Genomic DNA, 19,809 nt, shown 5'->3' on the forward strand with positions numbered 1-19,809 from the left:
GTCGTGATGTAGTTGAAATACTGGATCCGAAGATGCTCCGCGCGCGCCGATGTGCCGAGGTAGTTCTCGCGATCGCCCAGCCCGAGGCCACCTTGCAGAAGAAACGCGACGTAGCTGCGCTCGCCGTGAATGCTCGGTTCCACCGACAAGCCGAGGATATGCGACGAGCGATAGATCCCCCAGTTGAGCGGATCGACATCGGCCGGCGTTTCGCGGCCGAGGTACCGGGTCAGCGCCACGTTGTCGCGGAGTTGGTCGATGGTGTCGAGGGCGGATCGAAGTGGCTCGATCCCGTGCGCTTCGATCGTCGCGTCGTCGAGCCACGCGGCGCGAAAGTCGGCGATTCTGCGCTGATTCGATCCCGGAGGAGCCGTCGCTGCGTCGTCGAGAAGCTGCACGATGCGCTGCCGGGTCCGCTGGTCGATTTCGTTGCGCGCACCCCAGCGCTCCATTCCCGCCGGGATCGGCGTGGAGTGGAGCCACTCGCCGTTGGCGTAGGCAAAGAAGTCGTCCCCGGGGCGGGTATGCGGGTCGACACCGGTCAGCAGTGGCGATGGCTTCGAGGTCCCCGCGTCCTGGGCACGGAGAGCGAGGGGCCGAACGGACGCCAGGGTGGCGAGGATGGCGAGGGTGCTTCGCGAAATCGTACGAAGAGTTCTGATCATGGCGCGAAGGCTATCGGGCGCGACCGATGTCCGCGCTGCCGCCGCGCGACAAGTTCAGATCAATTTCGGACGACGGGGTAGTCTCATTGGTTGAAATGCCAGAATTCGTGCTATCGTTCCGACCATGCCGGATGTCCTGAAATGATCGCTCGTACCGAGACGATCGATCTCCTCTTCGTCATCGTGCCGCACGCGCTGCTGCTCGACATTGCCGGCCCCGCCGAAGCGTTCCGCCTGGCGAACCTGCACCGTGAGCGTCAGGGGTTGCCGCCGCGCTTCGTCCTGCGGTTTGCCGGGCCATCATCGACCATGCCGACGTCGGTCGGCCTTGCCCTCGGCGAACTCGAACCACTGCCGCGGCACCTCCCCGCGCCGACGTGGGTCGTCGTGGTTGGTCAGCCGACCGCGCACACCACGCAGGCGACACCTGCGATCATGGCGACCGCGCGATGGCTCAATCAGATCCTTCACTCGTCGCTGCGAGATGCCGGCGCGCCACATCGTCTGGTGACGATCTGCTCGGGAGCGCTCCTCGCTGCGCGTGCCGGTCTCCTCGGCGGCCGCCGCTGCACCACGCATCACGAACTCCTCGATGCGCTGCGCGCGCTGGCACCCGGCGCCCAGGTCATCGACAACCGCGTCTTCGTCCTCGACGGCGCAATCGCCTCGAGCGCGGGCGTCACGGCGGGAATCGACATCGCGTTGCATCTCATCGCCGAGGAGTGCGGCGAGGCATTGGCGGCAAGCGTGGCCGAAGACATGGTGGTCTACCTGCGGCGATCGCCGCGCGATCCGGAGCTCTCGCCGTTCCACATGCACCGGCGGCACTTGCACGCCACGGTCCACCGCGTGCAGGACGCCATCATCACCCGCCCCGAGCACGAGTGGGACATGCCGGCGCTCGCGGCGGTCGGAAACACCACCACCCGTCATCTGCTCCGGCTCTTTGTCGAGCACGCCTGCATCTCGCCGCTCGACTTCCTCCGGTCGATTCGCCTGGAACGCGCCCGCCAGTCACTCGAATACGGCGCCTCGGTCAGTCGCGCCGCGAAGGTCGCCGGTTTCAGTTCGGGTCTGCAATTGCGACGGGCGTGGCGGAATCAGTGGGGCGGGTCGCCGCGCGACGTGGTGCGAGCAGCGGGTCGATCGGAAAGGAACAGCACGGGTGTGGCGGGGGATGCGGTCGAAGCGCGCCGGCGGGGGATCACCTCGGCATGAAAGAAGCCCGACATGAGTCCCCGAACATCTCCCCGAACTGTCCGGGAGTCGTCGAGTCTACGATCGGGCTAAGTCGTTGTGCGACAACATGGCCAGGGGCAGAATCGAACTGCCGACACCGTGATTTTCAGTCACGTGCTCTACCAACTGAGCTACCTGGCCGAACGCGACGACAAGCTTAATGGCGGAGCTTCCGGGGTGCCACGTGCGCCTGCCGCGATCATCGGGACGTCGGCCGGCCGGATCGGGATTTCGCTACCCCGTTTTGAGCGCCCGTCGAGTTGAACGGGGCTTCCCCCCGACGAAACATCGCGTCCGGCCCTCGAGACACTGGTTCTGGCAGTTGAGACATCACTTCCGCGCGTCCCGACGCGGCCCCGACGTGACGCAACGCGATTTCAGCCCAATCGAAACGACTTCCGCCGAATTCGACTTCACTTCCGCCGAATCACGCCAGACTTCCGGCGAATTCGACCTCACTTCCGCCCAATTCGATCTGACTTCCGCCGATTCTACGTGGCTTCCGCCAACGCGTTCGTCCCGTCCGGGATTGCGATCAGCCGATCCGCCGCAGTTTCCGTCCATTGTTTCCGGAATTCGAAGCTTCCGGTCTCGGATACACCACTTCCGACGACGCGGAGGTCACTTCCGCGCGGCTATCGGCCGCTCCGTTTTCGAATTCGCCTCTTCAGCCGCCGCGTTCGTCGCTTCCGGGTGCCGTTCGGACGATCCGGCGCCGCGTCGATCGCTTCCGCCGGGCGCGCACCCCGCAGTTCCGGCGGAGGAGCATCAATCCTCTCGTTGCGCACTTCACTTTGCGAGTCGCAACCCCACGATTCCCGCGACAATGACCGCGATCGACAGCAGCCGCAGCGGCTGACGCGATTCGCCGAGGAGGACGATCCCGAGGATCGCCGTGCCGACGGCGCCGATTCCGACCCAGACGGCGTAGCTCGTCCCGGCGGGAAGGACCCGGATCGCCTGCGCGAGGAGCCACATCGAGGCGAGCATCGCGATGACAGTGATCACCGTCGGCAGCGGCCGCGAAAAGCCGTTGCTGTACTTGATGCCGACCGCCCAGACCATTTCCAGCAGGCCGGCGACGATGATGAAGATCCAGGCGCGGGATTCGGTCATCGGCGGCCGATGGTGAACAAAACTCGCTGCCGTACCAATTGCTTCACCGGACATCCTGCCGTGCGGGCCGGGGTGAATGTCGATGTCATGATTGCGTCGATCGCCGACTTCGCGAAGTCCTGAGACGGTGCCGAGATGAGTCGGATAGATCCGGGCAACGTGCGACCAGACTCATCGACGATGTACTGGAGATCGACGATCGCTTCGATCCCATCTGCCCGCGCGGATAACGGATAGTAAACCTTCCCCGCGCGACGCATCACGCTCGGGGTATCGATCTCGACCTCCGGAATCCTCAGACGCACCAGCGGAGCGATCGCGTTTGTTGAATCCTGGGCGACCAGCTGAACATGAATCGGCCGATGCTGCTGGCCCGCGAGCGTCGCGAGGATTCTCGCGTCGGATGTCCCTCCGGTCTCGTTCAGCGCCGCAAGCAGGGCGGCATCGGTCGCGAACTCTCCAGTCGGTTCCAACCATTTCAACGTGCTGAACGTCCCGTCCGGCTCGATCACGAGGTCGAGTGTGCCGAAAACCCGTGGCCTGTCGGCGAATGCCGATTTCCGGGTGTCCTGTGTGGGAGGGCGTTTCGGATTCTTCGGGGGCCCGGTGAACGGATAAAACAGCGCTCCAATCGACGGCGGAGGCTGAAAGCGTTGCCGAATCATTGAGGCGATTGCGTCAGACATGACTGAATCGTCGGAGGCATCACCCTGATGACTGGCCCGAAGCGAAAGGATCTCGACTGTCGTATCCCGATGCGCCGCGGTATCGAACACGCAGGCCTTGGGCGCTGCCTCGTTCTTGTGCCCCTGCGCAGCCACCGCAGCCGGCATCAGTCCAGCAACTGCAACCAGCGCTACGAGCCTCATCCCACCACCGCGTCGGCCTCGATTTCCACCAGCATCCGGTCGTCGATCAGCCGCGACACCTCGACCATCGTCGTTGCCGGCATGATCGCGCCGAACGCTTCGCGATGCGCCCGGCCGACCTCTTCCCATCGCGAGATGTCGGTGACGTAGATCCGCGTGCGCACCACATCCTCCAGTCGCGCACCGCCCTTCTCCAGTGCGCTGGCGATGTTCGCGATTGCCTGCACCGCCTGCGCGTACATGTCACCCGCGCCGACGATCGCGCCGTCGGCATCGGTCGCCGTGGTGCCGGTGACATGCACCAGCGGTCCCACCCGCACCGCGCGCGAATAGCCGACGATCGATTCCCATTTCGCGCCGCTGGCGATGTTCTGCCGCGACCACGAACCGCTCACGGGCGCTTGCCGCTGGTGAGCACCAGCACCAGCCCGCCGAGCGCCACGATCCCGCCGATCCACGGTGCCACCGATTTCTTGCTGTCGGTCGTGACCCGCACCTGGCCAATGTCGAGCACATCCTTCTTGGTGTGATACGAGAGGCCGCGCGCCAGGATGATCCCGCCGAGAAGGATGCACGTCGCGCCAATGATGACGCGAAGTCTCATGGCATCACCGGATCGCTGAGCGGCGGAATCGTCACCATGCCGAGGCCGGTCGTTTCGCCGGTGACGAGGCGGCGATGAATGTCGGCCTGGCCGAGATGGTATCCCAGATGGGAGACATGATGAATCAGGAAGCGTTCGGTCGAGAGCGTCACCTTGCCGAGCGGTATGGGGAAATCGCGCGGCAGGAGTTCGGGGTCGAGATGATCCAGGGCGCGCGAAACTTCGTCGCGAGTCACCGCGAGGAGCATCTCGAGTTCGACGCGCGGGAGCCCCCGCACCGCGAACTCCGCTTCGCGATCGCGCACGTAACCGCTCCGGCCAAGCACCCCGCCGATGAAGTGACGCAATGCGCCGCAGCAGTGTACCACCAGCGTCCCGGTCGAATTGCTCACGCCACGCGGGAGCTCCCACACTGACGCGTCGGTGGGAAAGGCGTCGAGCTGGAGCCCGAACCCTGCGAGGTCCCGGAGAAAGCATCGCTTCACCGCATCGGCGACCATTCGCCCTCCCTCACATCGTCATGGTGAACATGATGTGCGCCTTCGGCGTCCCGGCATCCATCAGCCACGGTCCCTGCGCCAGCGGCTGATCCGGGAGCCCTGTAGACGCGGCGGTGGCGAACGGCGTGTACACCGAGTAGCGGAGCTTGATGGCACTCGTCACCGTCCCGGCCTTGGCATCGACGCCGCTCATCGGACCGTCGAGCGCCCAGAGTGCCGCGGGCTGCTCCGGCATCTTGATCGTCCCCGCCTTCACCTGGGCGAAGCGTGCGCTGTCGACGTTCTTGACGCCCTTGCCGCGCAGCGTGCGACCGGCCGCCATGAACGGCTCCATCGTGTTCGCGTAGCACGCCGCGTGAAAGACCGAATCACCGGGGACACCGGCGAGGCAGGTCATCGATCCGCTCCCCGGGCGAAGCGTCACCAGCTTGCGGGCGTTGTCGTAGCCGAGCACGGTGGCGCCGGCGCGGAAATTCATCGGCAGCGGCAGCACCGCGAGCGCGATCTGTTGTGCCGGCGGCAGCGGCTTCTGGCCACAGGCGGCGACGGGGAGGACAAGCACCATGACAGCTGCGCGAATGAGTCGCATGATCTACTCCAGCGAAGGACGCTCAACGATGCCACGAAACGCCCCGGGGCGCTACCCGACCCGACCCGCCACGATCGTCAGCGGCCAGTGAATCGTTCGCGGTACCGCTCCCCAGTCGCGTCGCAGTCGTGCACCGAAGTTCTCGACCGGATCGGCCCGGTTCACCTCGATGTATCGTCGCACCGCCGACCAGGTTCGCAGGTATCCGAGGAACTGGTCGACGGTCCACTCCGCGCTCATGTCGATCGGCGGCGGTTCAATCGGATCGAACGGCAGCGCGATCCGGCGATATCCCTGGTCGACATGTCCCCGCTCCTTCGGCCAGTACTCGCCGACCACGTCGTCGTGAAAGTGTCGCAGCTGGTCGCTGGTGGCGGGATCGTCGAGCGTGGCGAGGCCGTAGCTCCACGCCACGAAGATGCCGCGCGGGGCGAGGACGCGGCGCACCTCGATCCAGAATCGGGGCAGGTCGAACCAGTGGAGCGCCTGCGCGACTGTCACGGCATCGAAGGCATGATCCGCGAGGCCGCTCGATTCCGCCGCGGCGACGCGCCAGGTGATTCGCGGGTTCTTCGGCGCCTCGCGAAGCTGTTCCGCGCTGGCGTCGGTGCCGGTGACCTGCTCGAAACGTTCGGCGAGAGGCAGCGTCGCCTGGCCGCTGCCGCAGGCGCAGTCCCAGGCATTCCCCCGCGATGGTGCCGTCGTAGCGATCCAGTCGAACAGCGCCGCCGGATAGGTCGGACGATACCGGGCGTACGAGGCGGCGATGCTCGAAAAGTGATCGGGGAAGGTCACCGCCCGACGTCAGCCAAGTTCACTCTGCGTGGAGATGATCGTCCCGACGAGGCCGTACTCCTTCGCCTGGTCGGCGTCGAGCCAGAAGTTGCGCGTGGTGTCGTCCTCGATCCGTTCGATCGTCTGTCCCGTCTCGCGCGCGAAGATCCTGTTCAATCGTTCGCGCATCTTGACGATCTCGCGCGCTTCGATGGCGATGTCCGACGCCGTGCCGCCCATCCCGCCCGCCGGCTGGTGCAGCAGGAAGCGGGTGTTGGGGAGGCAGTACCGCAGCTTGCGCGGCACCGAGACGTAGATCAGCGCGCCGGCACTCGCCACCCATCCGGTCCCCACCATCCGGATCTCGGGAGTGACGAAGCGGAGCATGTCGTGGATCGTGTCGCCGGCTTCGACGTGCCCGCCCTGCGAATTGATGAACACGGTGATCGGCTTGTCGGAGTCGGCCGAGAGGGTGAGCAGCTGCGACAGGGTGCGATCGGCGACGCTCTGCGTGATCTCGCCCGAGATGATCACCGTCCGCGCCTTGAAGAGCTTCGCGGCGAACGGATCGAACGGCGACGGGGACGACGCGGCATCAGGAAGATCGGTATCGGGCATGGTCTCGGGTGCGGTGAATGTGAACGATCGTACCGGGCGTGAACCCTAGCACGGCATCGCGCGGATGGCCATTGGCGACGAACCCCCGTCAGCGGTCGGTGCCGCCGACGAGGGTTCAGCCACGGTTGCGCAACGCCTCGTCAGCGGCCCTGCGGCTCCAGCTCGCAGACGTGCCGCGGGTACGCTACCCGCCCCGAGTCGCCGCCGCGGATCAGCGAGAAGTCGACCCGGGCCGACGAATCCGACACCGTCATCGTGTCGGTCTGCCGGCTCAGGTACCCGCGGAACGACGCCGTCAGCGTGAAGGTCCCCGCCGGCGGGTTCAGCAGGTGATAGTGACCGTTGGCCAGGGTGGTCGCCCGGGCGTTCGAGTTGGTCACCTGGATCTGCACGCCGCGGAGCGGGCAGCCGGTGGTGTCGTCAAAAACCCGTCCGCTCACCGCGCGCGGCGCCGCCTGCGCCTGTGCCACTGCCGGTGCCGCAACGGCAAGCGCCAGAATCAGAATCGTCATTCGTGACATTGCTGTCTCCTTTCGTGAACCGAACCGGCTCGTCACCGCACCTGATGACGATCCAGCCGGTGGCGCCGCCACGAATGGGGCCCGATCAGGACCGCGGAGGCTTCCGGGGTGCCCCCGAATCGGCGGGGACGATGACCGACGAGGTATGCCCAATGAGGAAGCGCCATCCCGAGTCGCCGTGGACCGCGGTCATCGACAACGCGCCGGCGAGTCCGATCGTCTCCCCGGTGGTGTCGGTGATCTTCTCGGCGAAATTGGTGGTGACGATCGCCACCCCCGGCGCCACCGGCGTGATCTCCGGCTCGATCAGCGACATGCCGAAGTCGCGCACCACGGGCGCCATCGCGAGCATCGTGTCGGCGAGTTCGCGAGCGGACCGGTACTTGAGCTCGCCATCCTGGAACCAGCGGAAGGCCGAGTCGGACGAGTAGAACGTTGCCGCGCGGCCAAAGTCGCGGGCAGCGAGCGCGCCGCGCCACGCGTCGAGCATCTGTGCCACGCTGTCGCGCTCCGCCGCCCGGTGCCCCGCGGTGAATTGCGATGCGTGACATCCGCCGAGAGCCAGGGCGACGACGAGTGCCGCACAGGCCGCCCTCATGGATGGTGCGGCGCCACGGTGGTGCGCGGCGGAGCGGCAGCAGGCGGCGCCTCGCGCTGCTGACGATGCTCCCGCACCACGATCGGGTCACCATCGACATTGGGGAAGAGATCGTACGTCGCCGGCTTCCACGATCCGTCGGATTCGTGCGCCATGATCATCCGTTCGCCGACTTGCCGGTCATCGCCCAGGTCGGTCAGCCAGCGCAGCACGACGTACTCCGCCGCAGGCAATGGCGGTTCGTCCTTGAGCCAGTGTGCCTCCACCAGCTTGCGCAGATCGGCGCGGTGGAACTGGCGGTCGAGCCGGCCGGCATTGACGGTCCACTGTTCGCGCGAGACGTGCTGGCGAAAGAAGCTGTCGGTCTGCGCCCAGCTGGCGCCGTAGTTGGCATCGGCGAGGAGCGCGAACCAGGAGCGGGCGGCGTGCACGGCGCCGTCGATCGCGGTGTCGGCAGCCACCCCCGTGGCCTGCGCCGGGAGCCGGGTCGCGGCCGTCGCCGCGATCAGCAGCGTTGCTCCTCCCACCAGATAGCGGTGCATTGTCTCTCGATTACGCGAGATCGCCGCGACCCGTTCCCTCGCTGCGGCGGCGGACCGGCATTCGGCCGCTCCGGAAAAGGTACCTCGTCATTGCCAATCCTCCCCCGGCGGCGTGACCTTTCCCCAATGGCCCCTGCATCCCGTCGCGGGTTGACGGTCATCGATCATCCGCTCATCCGGCACAAGATCGCCCTCCTCCGCGACGCGACGACGTCGACCAGGGACTTCAAGCAACTGGTCGGCGAAATCGCCGCGCTGATGACGTACGAGGTGACGCGCGACCTCCCGACCGAGCCGGTCGAGGTCGTGACGCCGCTGGAGACCACCACCGGCGAGCGGGTCAGCGGGAAGATCGCCCTGGTGCCGATCCTTCGCGCCGGCCTCGGAATGGTGGACGGAATCGTCCAGCTGATACCGAACGCGCGGGTCGGGCACATCGGGCTCTATCGTGATCACGTGACGCTCCAGCCGGTGTCGTATTACTTCAAGGTTCCGACGCCGGCCCCCGATCATCGCTTCTTTCTTCTCGACCCGATGCTGGCGACCGGCGGCTCGGCCATCGCTGCCGCGGCCGAACTCCGGCGGGCCGGCGTGACCGACATTTCGCTCCTCTGCCTGGTTGCCGCCCCCGAGGGCGTGGCTGCATTCACGAGTGCGCACGCCGATATTCCGATCTACGCAGCCGCCTTCGACCGGGAGTTGAACTCCCTCGGCTACATTCTTCCAGGCCTCGGCGACGCCGGGGACCGCCTCTTCGGAACAAAATGAGCGCTCCTCGTACCCTGACATTCTTCGGCGGCGCAGCGACCGCAACCGGTTCGATGATTCTGCTCGAAGCGGCCGGCGCGCGCGTCCTCCTCGATGCGGGGCTCTTCCAGGGGAATGTGGCCCAGGCGGACCAGAGCAACCGCGATCTCCCGCTCGATCCGGCCCGGGTCGACGCGATCCTCCTCTCCGATGCCGGGCTCGCCTCCGGTGGCCGGGCACCCCAGCTGGTGCGCCACGGCTACAAGGGGCCGATCTACGCCACCCCCGCCACGCGCGACGGCATCGCCATCCTTCTGGCCGAGACGGCGCTCGAGCTGGAGGCCCGGGGACACCTGCTCTATTCGCTGGAGGATGTCTTCGCCACGCTGCGCCAGACCGTCGGGCAGCCGTGCCGCCGTGCATTGCACCTCCGCCGCAACCTGGTCTTCGAATTCACCGAGGCGGGGCACACGCTCGGCTCGGCCAGCATCGAATTGCGGACCGGTGAAGGCGGGTCGCATCGGATCGTGTATTCGGGCTGCATCGGGCGCCCCGGGACGACAGTCTTCCGCGACGCCGATCCCAACCCGGGCGAGGTCGATACCCTGATCATCGGCTCACCATTCGCGCATCTGCGCCACCCGATGTTCAGTGACGCGCGCGAACGGATCGCCGCCGTGATCAACGACACCGTGGCGCGCGGCGGGCAGATCATCGTGCCGGCGGCGACGATCGGACCGATTCACGAGTTCGTGCGTGTGGTGCAGGAACTCTGGCATCGCGGCGCGATTCCCGAAATCCCGATCTGGATGGACGTCCCGACTCCGGTGTCGCTCACGACCGTGTTGCGGATGCATCCCGAGACGATCGCGGCAGGCGAGCGTGCCTATCTCGACGAGACCGGCGCCTTCGACCGATCGCTGCTCCACTATCTCCCGCAGGGAAAGCGCGACGTCGTCGCCACGCTCGAGGGCCCCGCGATCATCGTGGCGCCCAACGAGACCTGCGACGCCGGCCGCTCGGCGTTTCACCTCCGTCGCTGCCTCGGCGATCCACGCCACACGATTCTTCTCACCGCGTTTCAGGAGGAAGGTTCGATCGGCCGGCTCCTCCAGGACGGCGCGACGTCGGTGGAGCTCGACGGCGCGGTGATCGAGCGCCGCGCGGCGATCGAAACGATGACTGCGTACTCCGGCTTCGCCGATGGCGAGGAGATGCGCGGCTGGATCCGTTCTCTTGGTGGTCCGGTGAAACGTGCCTTCGTGGTGCAGGGCGACGACCTGGCCGTCGCGATGATGGTGACGATTCTCCGCGAAGAAGGAGTTCGCGACGTCATCGTGCCGCGCCGCGGGGAGTCCTTTCCGTTCTGACGCGCCGCGCCCGCCCGTGGATTGCTGGTGCGGTGGGAGCGGTTGCGTGCATCTATGTCGTGTCGTTGGCCGATGTCATCCGGACCGCTCGCCGCGACGAGCGCCGCCCCTCCGACGCGATCGTTGTCCTTGGCGCCGCGCAGTACAACGGTCACCCGTCACCGGTCCTCAAGGCTCGACTTGACCACGCCTTCGATCTCTATCGGCAGCATCTCGCCCGATTCATCATCGTGACCGGCGGCATCGGCGAAGGCGACCGGATGAGCGAATCGACCGCGGGCCAGAAATACCTCGTGGCTGCCGGGGTGCCGGCCGATTCGGTGGTCCTCGAGGCCGGCACGAGCACCGCGACGTCGATCGATTCGGTCGCACAATACCTGCACTTCCAGGGGATCTCGCGGGTGATCCTGGTCAGCGATCCGTTCCACATGGCGCGCCTCCATCTCGAAGCGCGCCGCGTCGGGCTCGAGGCGTACACCTCGCCGACCCGCACTTCGCCGATCTCGCGCAACTTCTCGACCCAACTCGGATACTTTCTGGCGGAGGCCGCCAAGGTTCCGCTCATCTTCGTCAAAGGACTGCTGTCGTGACCATTGCAGTGACCTTCTGGGGCGCCGCCGGGCAGGTGACCGGTTCGTGCCATCTGCTCGAGTGGAGTGGGCGCCGCGTCCTCCTCGATTGCGGCATGTTCCAGGGCAAGCGCGCCGATGCCGCGAAGCTCAACGCGACGATGTCGTTCGATCCGCGCCAGCTCGATGCCGTGGTCGTGAGTCACGCACACATCGATCACACCGGACGTCTGCCGCTGCTCACGGCGCACCAGTTCAACAAGACGATCCATGCCACGCCGGCGACGCGAGATCTTGCCGCTTCGATGCTGCCCGATTCGGCGCACATCCAGGAGAGCGACTTCCTCTATCTCAAGAAGAAGGGACGCGCGGCTCCGGAGTCGGCGCCGCTGTATACCATGCCCGATGCCCTCAGGGTGATGGACTTGATCGAATCCCATCCGTACGAACGGCCGTTCACGGTGGCGCAGGAGCTGACCGTGACCTATCGGGACGCGGGGCACATCATCGGGAGCGCCAATGTCGACGTGCAGTTCGGCGGTTCGACGCCGCACCGGCTGGTCTTTTCCGGCGACATCGGCCGGTGGGGACAGCCGATCATCCGCGATCCCACCGGCCCGCGCGGCGCGATCGACACGCTGATCATCGAGAGCACTTACGCGCTCAAGAATCACGACACGTCGAACACCGCGACCGATCATCTCGGTGAAATCGTCCGCCGGATCGCGGCGCGAAAGGGGCTGGTCCTGATTCCGTCATTTGCACTCGGCCGCACGCAGGAGCTGATCTACGCCCTCCATCAGCTCGCCGATGCGAAGCAGATTCCGCAGATCCCCATCTATATCGATTCGCCGCTCGCCGTCGAGGCGACCGCGGTCTTCCGCATGCACCCCGAACTCTTCGATCAATCGGAGGAGCTGATCCGGGCTGATTCGAGACTCTTCGACTACCATCTCGTCACCTATGTGCGCGACGTCAACGAATCGAAGCAGCTCAATTCGCTGCAGGGTCCCGCGATCATCATCGCGGCGTCGGGGATGGCGGAGAACGGACGGATCACCCATCATCTCGCCAATCATTGCGAGGACTCGCGCAACTGCATCCTCCTCGTCGGGTACCAGGCCGAAGGAACCCTCGGCCGTCGCATCCAGGATGGGCAGCGCGATGTCCGGATTCTTGGCGAGCCGCATCACATCACTGCCGAAGTCGCAACGATCGACGGCTACTCGGCCCACGCCGGGCGCGACGAATTGCGCCGCTGGGTTCGCGAGCTCGGCGGCCCGATTCAGCGGGCGTTCTGCGTGCACGGCGAACCGGAGTCGCTCGTCGCGATGCAGAAGATCCTGCAGGAAGAAGGGGTCAAGGAGGTCCACGTGCCGAAGCAGGGTGAGCAATTCGTGCTGGCCGGAGATGCGGCGTGACGCTGATCAGCAGCGAGCGAGTCTACAATGGTCGCATTGTGTCGCTCGATGTCGACACCGTCCGCTTTCCGAACGGCGTGGTCGGCACGCTCGAGATGTTGCGCCATCCCGGTGCGGCGGCGGTGGTCCCGTTCCTCGACGACCCGGCCAGCGACGACCCCCGCGTCCTCCTGATCCATCAGTTCCGGCACGCGACCGGCGGCATGCTGTGGGAGATTCCGGCCGGCCGGCGCGATGGCGACGAAGCACCCGAGGAGACGGCGCGCCGTGAGCTCGGCGAAGAAACCGGATACAGCTGCCGCACGCTGCGCCGCCTGACCCGGATCTGGACCACGCCCGGATTCACCAACGAGACGATCGACCTCTTTCTCGCAACCGATCTCACCCCGGGCGAGACGCGGCACGAAGCCGACGAGATTCTCGAGATTCATCCGATCCGATGGTCGGCGGTCCGCGGGATGATCCGGGAGGGCGAGATCACTGACGGCAAGACGCTCTCGGCGCTGCTCTATGTCGCGTCGGAGGTTCGCGGCGGCCGGTGATTCCGATCGTCTGACCTTCTCACCCGGCTCGCGGCCCGGGTAGTTTGCAGCATGGCTGCGACCGATCTCTCGGGGCTCCGCCGCTCACTCGCGAAAGCGCCGCCCGCAGGCTCCTACTACATCTTTGGCGCCGAGGGAATCTTCAAGGACGAGGCGCTCGCGCTGCTGCTCGACCGCGCCCTCGATCCCGCGACCCGCGACTTCAATCTCGACATCCATTCAGCGCAGCAGCTCGACCCCGGCGCGCTCGCCGCGGCATGCGCGACGTTGCCGATGATGGCCGAGCGGCGAGTCGTTGTCGTACGCGACATCGAGGCGTGGAAGAAGAAGAGCAAGGCGAAGCTCCCGGCGGTGGAGTACCTCCGTCGTCCGATGCCCGAGACGGTTCTGGTCCTGGTGCAGGCCAACGACGACGATCCCGACAATGATCTCGCCTCGCAATGCACCGCGATCGAATGCCGCGCACCGGTCGGTGACCAGCTCGAGGCGTGGCTCGATGCCCGGCTCGCGGCGCAGCAGGTCGAGATCGCGGCGGCGGCGCGCGAACACCTGCTCCGCGCCACCGGCGGCGATCTCGGCATGCTGACCGCCGAAGTGGAGAAGCTCGCAGCACTCGACGTGCGCGGCCCCGTGAATACCGAGATGGTGGCGGCACTCGTTGGTGTGCGCTTCGGCGAGACCGCCGATGACTGGCGTGACGCTGTCCTGTCGGACGACACCGCCCGCGCGCTGACCACCCTCCCCGATCTGCTGGAAGTGAGCGGCAATTCCGGGGTGCGGCTCGTCTCGCTTCTGGGGACGTCGCTCCTCGTCCTGCGATGGGCGCGGGTGACGGCCGAGCGGCGGAAGATTCGCGATCGCGCGCTGGCGGAACAGGTGAAGTCGTTCTGCTTTGCCAATCGCCCCGGCGTCGGAAGTTACGGCCCCTTCGCGCAGCTGGCCGGTGCCGTCGTCGGCCGCTGGCCGCTGGCGCGCCTTCGCGCGGCCACCGCCGCGACCCTCCAGGCCGACGTCGCACTCAAGGCGACCCGAATCTCGGACGAAGCTGGAGTGGTGACCGATCTCGTTCTCTCGCTGGCGGCGTCGCGGATCAAGCGCGCGGCGACAGTGGCGACGCTGCTGCTGCTGCTGGTGCTCGGCATCCGGCCGGCATCCGCCCAGGCGGCGCTCCTGCCGACGTCGCCGCGATTCAGGGAGATCGTGCAGCTGGCGCAGGATGGATACGGCGATTCGGCCCGCGCTGTGATTGGCCGGGTCCTGGCCCGCACGGCGAAGACCGATTCGAACTATCCCGAGGCGCTCTACACTGCCGGCGCGGTCGCCAACACCGGCGACGGGATGCGTTCGCGCTTCGCGGACATCGTGGTGAACTATTCGTCATCGGCATGGGCCGACAAGGCGCTGCTCCGCCTCGCACAGCTCGACTACGGTAATGGCGACATGACCAGCGTGATGAATCGCGTCACGCGGCTGTTCACGGACTATCCCGCATCGCCGGTCATTCCGAACGCTGCACTCTGGGGCGCGCGGGCGGCGTTCGATCGCCAGAAACTCCAGCAGGGGTGCGACTGGCTGACGCGAGGCATTGCCGCCGCGGGCGACGACTTCGAAGTCCGCAATCAGTTGCAGTTCGCCAAGCAGCGGTGCGACATCGGTGGAGGCGTCCAGCTCGCGCCGATGAATCGCGACTCGCTCCGCGCGCCGCCGTCATTCCCCGACACCTCCCGGCGAAGCGCGAGCCAGTCACCCCCGGCCGCTCCGCCACCGGCAAAGGGAGCCGAGGGGATCTGGCGGATACAGGTCACCGCGGTGAGCGACCAGGCGGTGGTGCGCCGCGTGGTCCAGAAGATCGAACACGCCGGCTTCAAGGCGTACACCGTCCGCGGACCCGGGAAGCTCACCAAGGTGCAGGCCGGGCCGTTCGCCACCCGGGCCGCGGCGGCGGCGGCGCTTTCCAGGGTGGCCGCGGCCGCCGGCGGCAAGCCGTTCATCACCACGGCGCCGTAACCGGCGATCTCGCCGCGCGTTTCCCTTCTTTCCCGGTCGTTTCTTCATAGACTTGTCGCGTGTCCGACTCCGCGACTCCGCTGCTGGCGCAATACCGGGAAATCAAGGCGCGTCACACCAACGCGATCCTTTTTTTCCGGATGGGCGATTTCTATGAAATGTTCTACGACGACGCCCAGATCGCCGCGCGCGCCCTCAACATCACCCTGACGGCTCGCGGGGACGGAGTGCCGCTGGCCGGCGTCCCGGTGAAGGCCGCCGCGGGATACCTCCGCCAGTTCATCGCCCAGGGCTACCGGGTCGCGATCTGCGAGCAGGTCGAGGACCCGAAGGTCGCCCGCGGCATCGTCAAGCGCGCCGTCGTCGAGACGATCACCCCCGGCGCCTTTCTCGACGAGGAATGGACGCCCGGCGCGCGCAACAACTGGCTGGTCGGGGTCCTCCCGGTCGAACACCAGGTCGGCGTCGCCGCGATCGATCTTTCGACCGGGGAATTCACCCTCGAAACGGTCCCCGCCGATGCGCTTGATGAAGTGATCTCGCGGCTCAATCCCGCTGAAGTGGTGGTGCCGGGCGACGCCAGGATCACGCTTGACGAAGCGACACTTCGCAGTGCGCGCGAGGCGTGGGAGTTCGACGGCGACCTCGGCTCCGAGGAACTCGCCCGCCGCTTCAATCTCGCGTCGCTCGACGGCCTCGGTCTCGCCGGCGGCGATCGCGCGGCCGTTGGCGCGGCAGGTGCCCTGCTCCGCTACATCGCCGAACTGCAGCCGAGCGGACTGCCGCACTTGGCGCGCCCGCAGGTGCGCCGCAGTGAAGAGCTGTGCTGGATCGACGAGATGACGCGCCGCAACCTCGAACTGGTGGAACCGCTTCGCGCCGGCGCGAAGGGCGTCACGCTGCTCGAAACGCTCGACCGGACGGTGACGCCGATGGGCGCGCGTCTCCTGAGGCAGTGGATCGTCTCGCCGCTGCGTGATCCGGCGCGGATCACCGTCCGCCTTGATGCCGTCGACATTCTCGTCGCGGCGGGGCGCGCCCGCGCCGGTCTCCGCGAGGCACTCGACGGCGTGCGCGACGTGGAGCGTCTCGCCGCGCGTGCCGCCTCGGGCCGTGCGACGCCGCGCGAACTCGGCGCCCTGCGCGATTCCCTGCAACGGCTGCCACAGGTGCATTCCTCGCTCACCGATCTCGCGTCGCTCTCCACCACGCGATCGTCGGACTCGATGGCGCTCCTGCCGCACGCCGCCGCAACGCTTGACCCGCTGACCGACCTTGCAGCAGAACTCGGACGCGCACTGGTCGAACGGCCGCCGGCTGCGCTCGCCGATGGCGACGTCATCGTGGCGGGATATGATGCCGAACTCGACGAGGTGCGCGCGCTCCGCGAAAACGGCAAGCGGGCGCTGGCCAGCATTCAGCAGCGCGAACGCGAGCGGACCGGGATTCAGTCGCTCAAGGTCGGCTACAACAAGGTGTTCGGGTACTACATCGAAGTGACGCACGCCAACACCGCGTCGGTCCCCGCAGACTACGAACGGCGACAGACGTTGAGCGGCGCCGAGCGCTACGCGACGCCCGAACTCAAGGAATACGAAACCCGCGTCCTCGGCGCCGAGGAGCGGATCGCCGAGCAGGAGTCGGCGCTGTTCACCGCGTTGCGCAACCGCGTCGGCCGGGAGATCGATCGCATCCAGCGGACGGCGCAACTCCTCGCCCGCATTGACGTCGTCGCGGCGCTGGCCGAGGTGGCGGCCACCCAGCAGTACACCAGGCCGGTGGTCCACGACGGCTTCGGCCTCAGGCTCACGGCGTCGCGGCATCCGGTGATCGAACGGATGATGGCGCGCGAGCGGTTCGTCCCCAATGACGTGCGGTTCGACGAGGCGGCGCGGGTGCTGCTCGTGACCGGGCCCAACATGGCCGGCAAGAGCACCATTCTGCGGCAGATCGGCCTCTGCGTGCTGCTGGCGCAGATCGGTTCATTCGTGCCGGCGGCCGAGGCGGAGATTGGCGTCGCCGATCGCCTTTTCACGCGGGTCGGCGCGAGCGACAACCTGGCGCGCGGACAGTCGACCTTCATGGTCGAGATGAGCGAGACCAGCGCGATCCTGCACAACGCGACCGCGCAATCGCTGGTACTGCTCGACGAGATCGGGCGCGGCACCAGCACCTATGATGGCGTCGCCATCGCATGGGCGGTGACCGAGCATCTGCACGACCGGATCGGCTGCCGCACCATGTTCGCCACGCACTACCACGAGCTGATGCAGCTGCCGGAAAAGCTGGCGCATGCGCGCAATCTCAATGTCGCGGTGCGGGAGACCGACAAGGGGATCGTTTTCCTGCACCGCCTCGAGGCGGGCGGGACCGATCGATCGTACGGCATTCACGTCGCGCATCTCGCCGGGCTCCCCGGCAGCGTGGTCAATCGGGCCAGGGAGGTCCTTGTCACGCTCGAGGGCGATCACCGGGTAGTCGCCGGTGCGCCGCCGCGCGATGCCGACCCGGCGCAGCCCTCGCTCTTCGATGGTGCATCCGGTTCGTCGCCACGATCTCGTGATGCGCAGCCGCGCGATTTGTCCCCGAGCGACCAGCGGGCGATCACCCTCGCCCTCCGCCTCCGCGGCCTCGATCCCAACACGATGACGCCGATTCAGGCGCTGCAGGAGCTGGCGCGGATTCGCGACGAACTCGAAGATGCCCCGCCGCCAGCGTGAATCGAAGCGACCGCACTATTCTTCCCCGGTGCGAACTGCATCGTTGTGCGCGCTCGCCTCACTCGCCGCCGCCTGCCGGCAAGCGCCGCCCGCCGACACCATCACGCCAGCGGTGCTCGTCTCGGGCGACTCCTCGATTCCGTATCCGCCCGATCTCTATGCGCAGCGTGTCGAGGGCGCGGTAATGCTCTACGTCGTGGTCGACTCGTCCGGCGCGGTGGTGCGTGACTCCACTCGCGTCACCAGGTCGAGCGGCCATGCGGCGTTCGATGCTGCCGCGCTGCAGGCGGCGCCCCGCCTCCGCTTCACGCCGGCATTTCGCGGCACGGTCCCGGTGGCCGCCCCGATCAAGGTTCCGATCCGGTTCACCCTTCCCGATTCCCTTCGCAGGTCATCCGGCACGCATTGATGGCACACAATCTCCGCCCGTACGACTCGGTCCTCGACACGATCGGCTGGACCCCGATGATCCGCCTCGCCCGCATCGGCCGCGGCATCAGGACGCCGATCCTCGGCAAGGCCGAGTATGCCAATCCCGGCGGATCGGTGAAAGACCGCATCGGACTCGCGATCATCGAGGGTGCGGAACGCTCCGGCGCGCTCAAGCCGGGTGGCGTGATCGTCGAGGGGACCGGTGGCAACACCGGCGTCGGCCTTGCGGTCGCCGCGGCGATCAAGGGATATCGCTGCATCTTCACGATGCCCGACAAAATGAGCCAGGAAAAAGTGCGCCTGCTCAAGGCGTATGGTGCCGAAGTGGTCACGACGCCGACCGCAGTGCCGCCGGATCACCCCGAGAACTACATCATGAAGGCGAAACAGATCGCCCATGACACCCCTGGAGCGATCCTCGCCAACCAGTTCTACAATCCGCTCAATCCGGAGGCGCATTACGCCACGACCGGCCCGGAGATCTGGGAGCAGACCGCCGGCAAGGTGACGCATTTCGTCGCCGGCGCCGGGACCGGCGGGACCGTGAGCGGCGTCGGGAAGTATCTCAAGGAAAAGAATCCATCGATCAGGATCATCGCCGGCGATCCTGCTGGCTCGCTCTACGCCGGCTATTTCAGGACCCACGAGCTCGGCGGCGACGGCGCGCCGTACAAGGTCGAGGGGATGGGCGGCGACAAGGTCCCGACGACACTCTGGTGGGATGTGATCGACGAATTCCGCACCGTCGCCGACAAGGATTCGATGGCAATGGCGCGCCGGCTTGCGCGCGAGGAAGGGATTCTCGCCGGAGGCTCGACCGGTCTCAACCTCCACGTCGCGCTCGCCGTGGCGCGCGAACTCAACGATCCCGATGCCTGCGTCGTGGTGATCCTCGCCGACACCGGCGAACGCTATCTCTCCAAGGTGTTCAACGACGCGTGGCTGCAGGAGAACCAGCTCCTCGACGCACCGCGTGCCACGGTTTCCGATTTGCTGCGCCGCCGCTCGCCCGATGCCCCCGCGCTGGTCCAGGTGGCACCCGCGGCGCAGGTGCGCCAGGCGCTCAACCTCATGGGAACGTTTGGTGTCTCGCAGCTTCCGGTGATCGAGGCCGGAACGTGCGTCGGATCGCTGGTGGAAAACTCGCTGATGACCGCAGCGCTGGAGGACCCGTCGCTGCTCGATCGCGCCGTACGCGATGTGATGGAAGCGCCGTTCCCGCTGGTCGAGGCGACCCTGACACTCGATCGCCTGGCGCCGATGCTGACACGTGAGACGCCGGCAGCACTCGTCGCCGAACATGGGGCGCTGCTGGGAATTGTCTCGCGCTACGACGTATTGCAGCTCATGATCGGGCGCTAGCGCG

The 19,809-nt window shown here is 66.8% G+C and carries 22 protein-coding genes and 1 tRNA gene; 10 read left to right on the forward strand and 13 right to left on the reverse strand.

All coding sequences use genetic code 11. The annotated features are described in order from the left end of the window. The coding region (locus VGM20_06410) for a hypothetical protein (protein ID HEY4100492.1) at positions 1-665 on the reverse strand (665 nt) is incomplete at its 3' end. Between the two features lie 141 nt (positions 666-806). On the opposite strand from VGM20_06410, the gene VGM20_06415 reads away from it, so the two are divergent. Further along, a complete protein-coding gene (locus VGM20_06415; protein ID HEY4100493.1) occupies positions 807-1,883 on the forward strand; it encodes a helix-turn-helix domain-containing protein in 1,077 nt (358 codons plus the stop codon). Positions 1,884-1,972: 89 nt separating this feature from the next. On the opposite strand, the gene VGM20_06420 is transcribed toward VGM20_06415, so the two are convergent. The 12 genes from VGM20_06420 to VGM20_06475 form a co-directional block, all read right to left on the reverse strand. Beyond that, positions 1,973-2,045 (reverse strand) — tRNA-Phe (locus VGM20_06420). 648 nt (positions 2,046-2,693) lie between these two features. After that, a complete protein-coding gene (gene sugE, locus VGM20_06425) occupies positions 2,694-3,020 on the reverse strand; it encodes a quaternary ammonium compound efflux SMR transporter SugE (GenBank protein ID HEY4100494.1) in 327 nt (108 codons plus the stop codon). Next, entirely contained in the window at positions 3,017-3,532 is a 516-nt protein-coding gene (locus tag VGM20_06430) for a TonB family protein (GenBank protein HEY4100495.1), read from the reverse strand. Before VGM20_06430 ends, sugE begins: the two co-directional genes overlap by 4 nt. Before the next feature lie 353 nt (positions 3,533-3,885). After that, entirely contained in the window at positions 3,886-4,284 is a 399-nt protein-coding gene (locus tag VGM20_06435; GenBank protein HEY4100496.1) for a RidA family protein, read from the reverse strand. After that, positions 4,281-4,493: a hypothetical protein gene (locus tag VGM20_06440; GenBank protein ID HEY4100497.1), complete on the reverse strand. Its 213-nt coding sequence runs from the start codon at positions 4,491-4,493 to the stop codon at positions 4,281-4,283. The genes VGM20_06435 and VGM20_06440 overlap by 4 nt, the downstream gene beginning before the upstream one ends. Further along, positions 4,490-4,993 (reverse strand): DUF664 domain-containing protein, encoded by a 504-nt coding sequence (locus VGM20_06445; protein ID HEY4100498.1) that lies wholly within the window; start codon positions 4,991-4,993, stop codon positions 4,490-4,492. Before VGM20_06445 ends, VGM20_06440 begins: the two co-directional genes overlap by 4 nt. Positions 4,994-5,003: 10 nt before the next feature. Beyond that, positions 5,004-5,582 (reverse strand): hypothetical protein, encoded by a 579-nt coding sequence (locus VGM20_06450; GenBank protein ID HEY4100499.1) that lies wholly within the window; start codon positions 5,580-5,582, stop codon positions 5,004-5,006. A 51-nt stretch (positions 5,583-5,633) separates the two neighbouring features. After that, the gene (locus VGM20_06455) at positions 5,634-6,377 is read right to left on the reverse strand and encodes a class I SAM-dependent methyltransferase (protein HEY4100500.1); all 744 of its coding nucleotides are present in this window, start codon (positions 6,375-6,377) and stop codon (positions 5,634-5,636) included. A 9-nt stretch (positions 6,378-6,386) separates the two neighbouring features. Next, positions 6,387-6,974, reverse strand: coding sequence for an ATP-dependent Clp protease proteolytic subunit (locus VGM20_06460; GenBank protein ID HEY4100501.1), 588 nt, complete (start codon positions 6,972-6,974; stop codon positions 6,387-6,389). A 140-nt stretch (positions 6,975-7,114) separates the two neighbouring features. Then, positions 7,115-7,495 carry a carboxypeptidase-like regulatory domain-containing protein gene (locus VGM20_06465; protein HEY4100502.1) on the reverse strand — a complete coding sequence of 127 codons (381 nt, stop codon included), beginning with the start codon at positions 7,493-7,495 and terminating at the stop codon, positions 7,115-7,117. A gap of 85 nt (positions 7,496-7,580) precedes the next feature. Beyond that, complete coding sequence (locus VGM20_06470) at positions 7,581-8,093, reverse strand: nuclear transport factor 2 family protein (protein ID HEY4100503.1); 513 nt, start codon at positions 8,091-8,093, stop codon at positions 7,581-7,583. Beyond that, positions 8,090-8,635: a DUF4019 domain-containing protein gene (locus tag VGM20_06475; protein ID HEY4100504.1), complete on the reverse strand. Its 546-nt coding sequence runs from the start codon at positions 8,633-8,635 to the stop codon at positions 8,090-8,092. Before VGM20_06475 ends, VGM20_06470 begins: the two co-directional genes overlap by 4 nt. Positions 8,636-8,761: 126 nt before the next feature. On the opposite strand from VGM20_06475, the gene upp reads away from it, so the two are divergent. From upp to VGM20_06520, 9 genes are read left to right on the forward strand one after another with little or no spacing between them, the layout of a single operon-like run. Beyond that, positions 8,762-9,403: a uracil phosphoribosyltransferase gene (gene upp, locus VGM20_06480; GenBank protein HEY4100505.1), complete on the forward strand. Its 642-nt coding sequence runs from the start codon at positions 8,762-8,764 to the stop codon at positions 9,401-9,403. Beyond that, complete coding sequence (locus tag VGM20_06485) at positions 9,400-10,752, forward strand: MBL fold metallo-hydrolase (protein HEY4100506.1); 1,353 nt, start codon at positions 9,400-9,402, stop codon at positions 10,750-10,752. The genes upp and VGM20_06485 overlap by 4 nt, the downstream gene beginning before the upstream one ends. Before the next feature lie 59 nt (positions 10,753-10,811). Further along, a complete protein-coding gene (locus VGM20_06490; GenBank protein ID HEY4100507.1) occupies positions 10,812-11,342 on the forward strand; it encodes a YdcF family protein in 531 nt (176 codons plus the stop codon). Next, a complete protein-coding gene (locus VGM20_06495) occupies positions 11,339-12,742 on the forward strand; it encodes an MBL fold metallo-hydrolase (GenBank protein HEY4100508.1) in 1,404 nt (467 codons plus the stop codon). Before VGM20_06490 ends, VGM20_06495 begins: the two co-directional genes overlap by 4 nt. Beyond that, positions 12,739-13,284, forward strand: coding sequence for an NUDIX hydrolase (locus VGM20_06500; protein ID HEY4100509.1), 546 nt, complete (start codon positions 12,739-12,741; stop codon positions 13,282-13,284). The genes VGM20_06495 and VGM20_06500 overlap by 4 nt, the downstream gene beginning before the upstream one ends. Positions 13,285-13,335: 51 nt before the next feature. After that, positions 13,336-15,291, forward strand: a complete 1,956-nt coding sequence (holA, locus tag VGM20_06505; protein HEY4100510.1) for a DNA polymerase III subunit delta — start codon at positions 13,336-13,338, stop codon at positions 15,289-15,291. Between the two features lie 59 nt (positions 15,292-15,350). Further along, a complete protein-coding gene (gene mutS / locus VGM20_06510) occupies positions 15,351-18,011 on the forward strand; it encodes a DNA mismatch repair protein MutS (GenBank protein HEY4100511.1) in 2,661 nt (886 codons plus the stop codon). Positions 18,012-18,039: 28 nt separating this feature from the next. Then, a complete protein-coding gene (locus VGM20_06515; protein HEY4100512.1) occupies positions 18,040-18,420 on the forward strand; it encodes a TonB family protein in 381 nt (126 codons plus the stop codon). Then, positions 18,420-19,805 carry a pyridoxal-phosphate dependent enzyme gene (locus tag VGM20_06520; GenBank protein ID HEY4100513.1) on the forward strand — a complete coding sequence of 462 codons (1,386 nt, stop codon included), beginning with the start codon at positions 18,420-18,422 and terminating at the stop codon, positions 19,803-19,805. Before VGM20_06515 ends, VGM20_06520 begins: the two co-directional genes overlap by 1 nt. Positions 19,806-19,809 lie beyond the last annotated feature (4 nt).

Source organism: Gemmatimonadales bacterium (assembly GCA_036500345.1).
Lineage (GTDB): Bacteria > Gemmatimonadota > Gemmatimonadetes > Gemmatimonadales > GWC2-71-9 > Palsa-1233.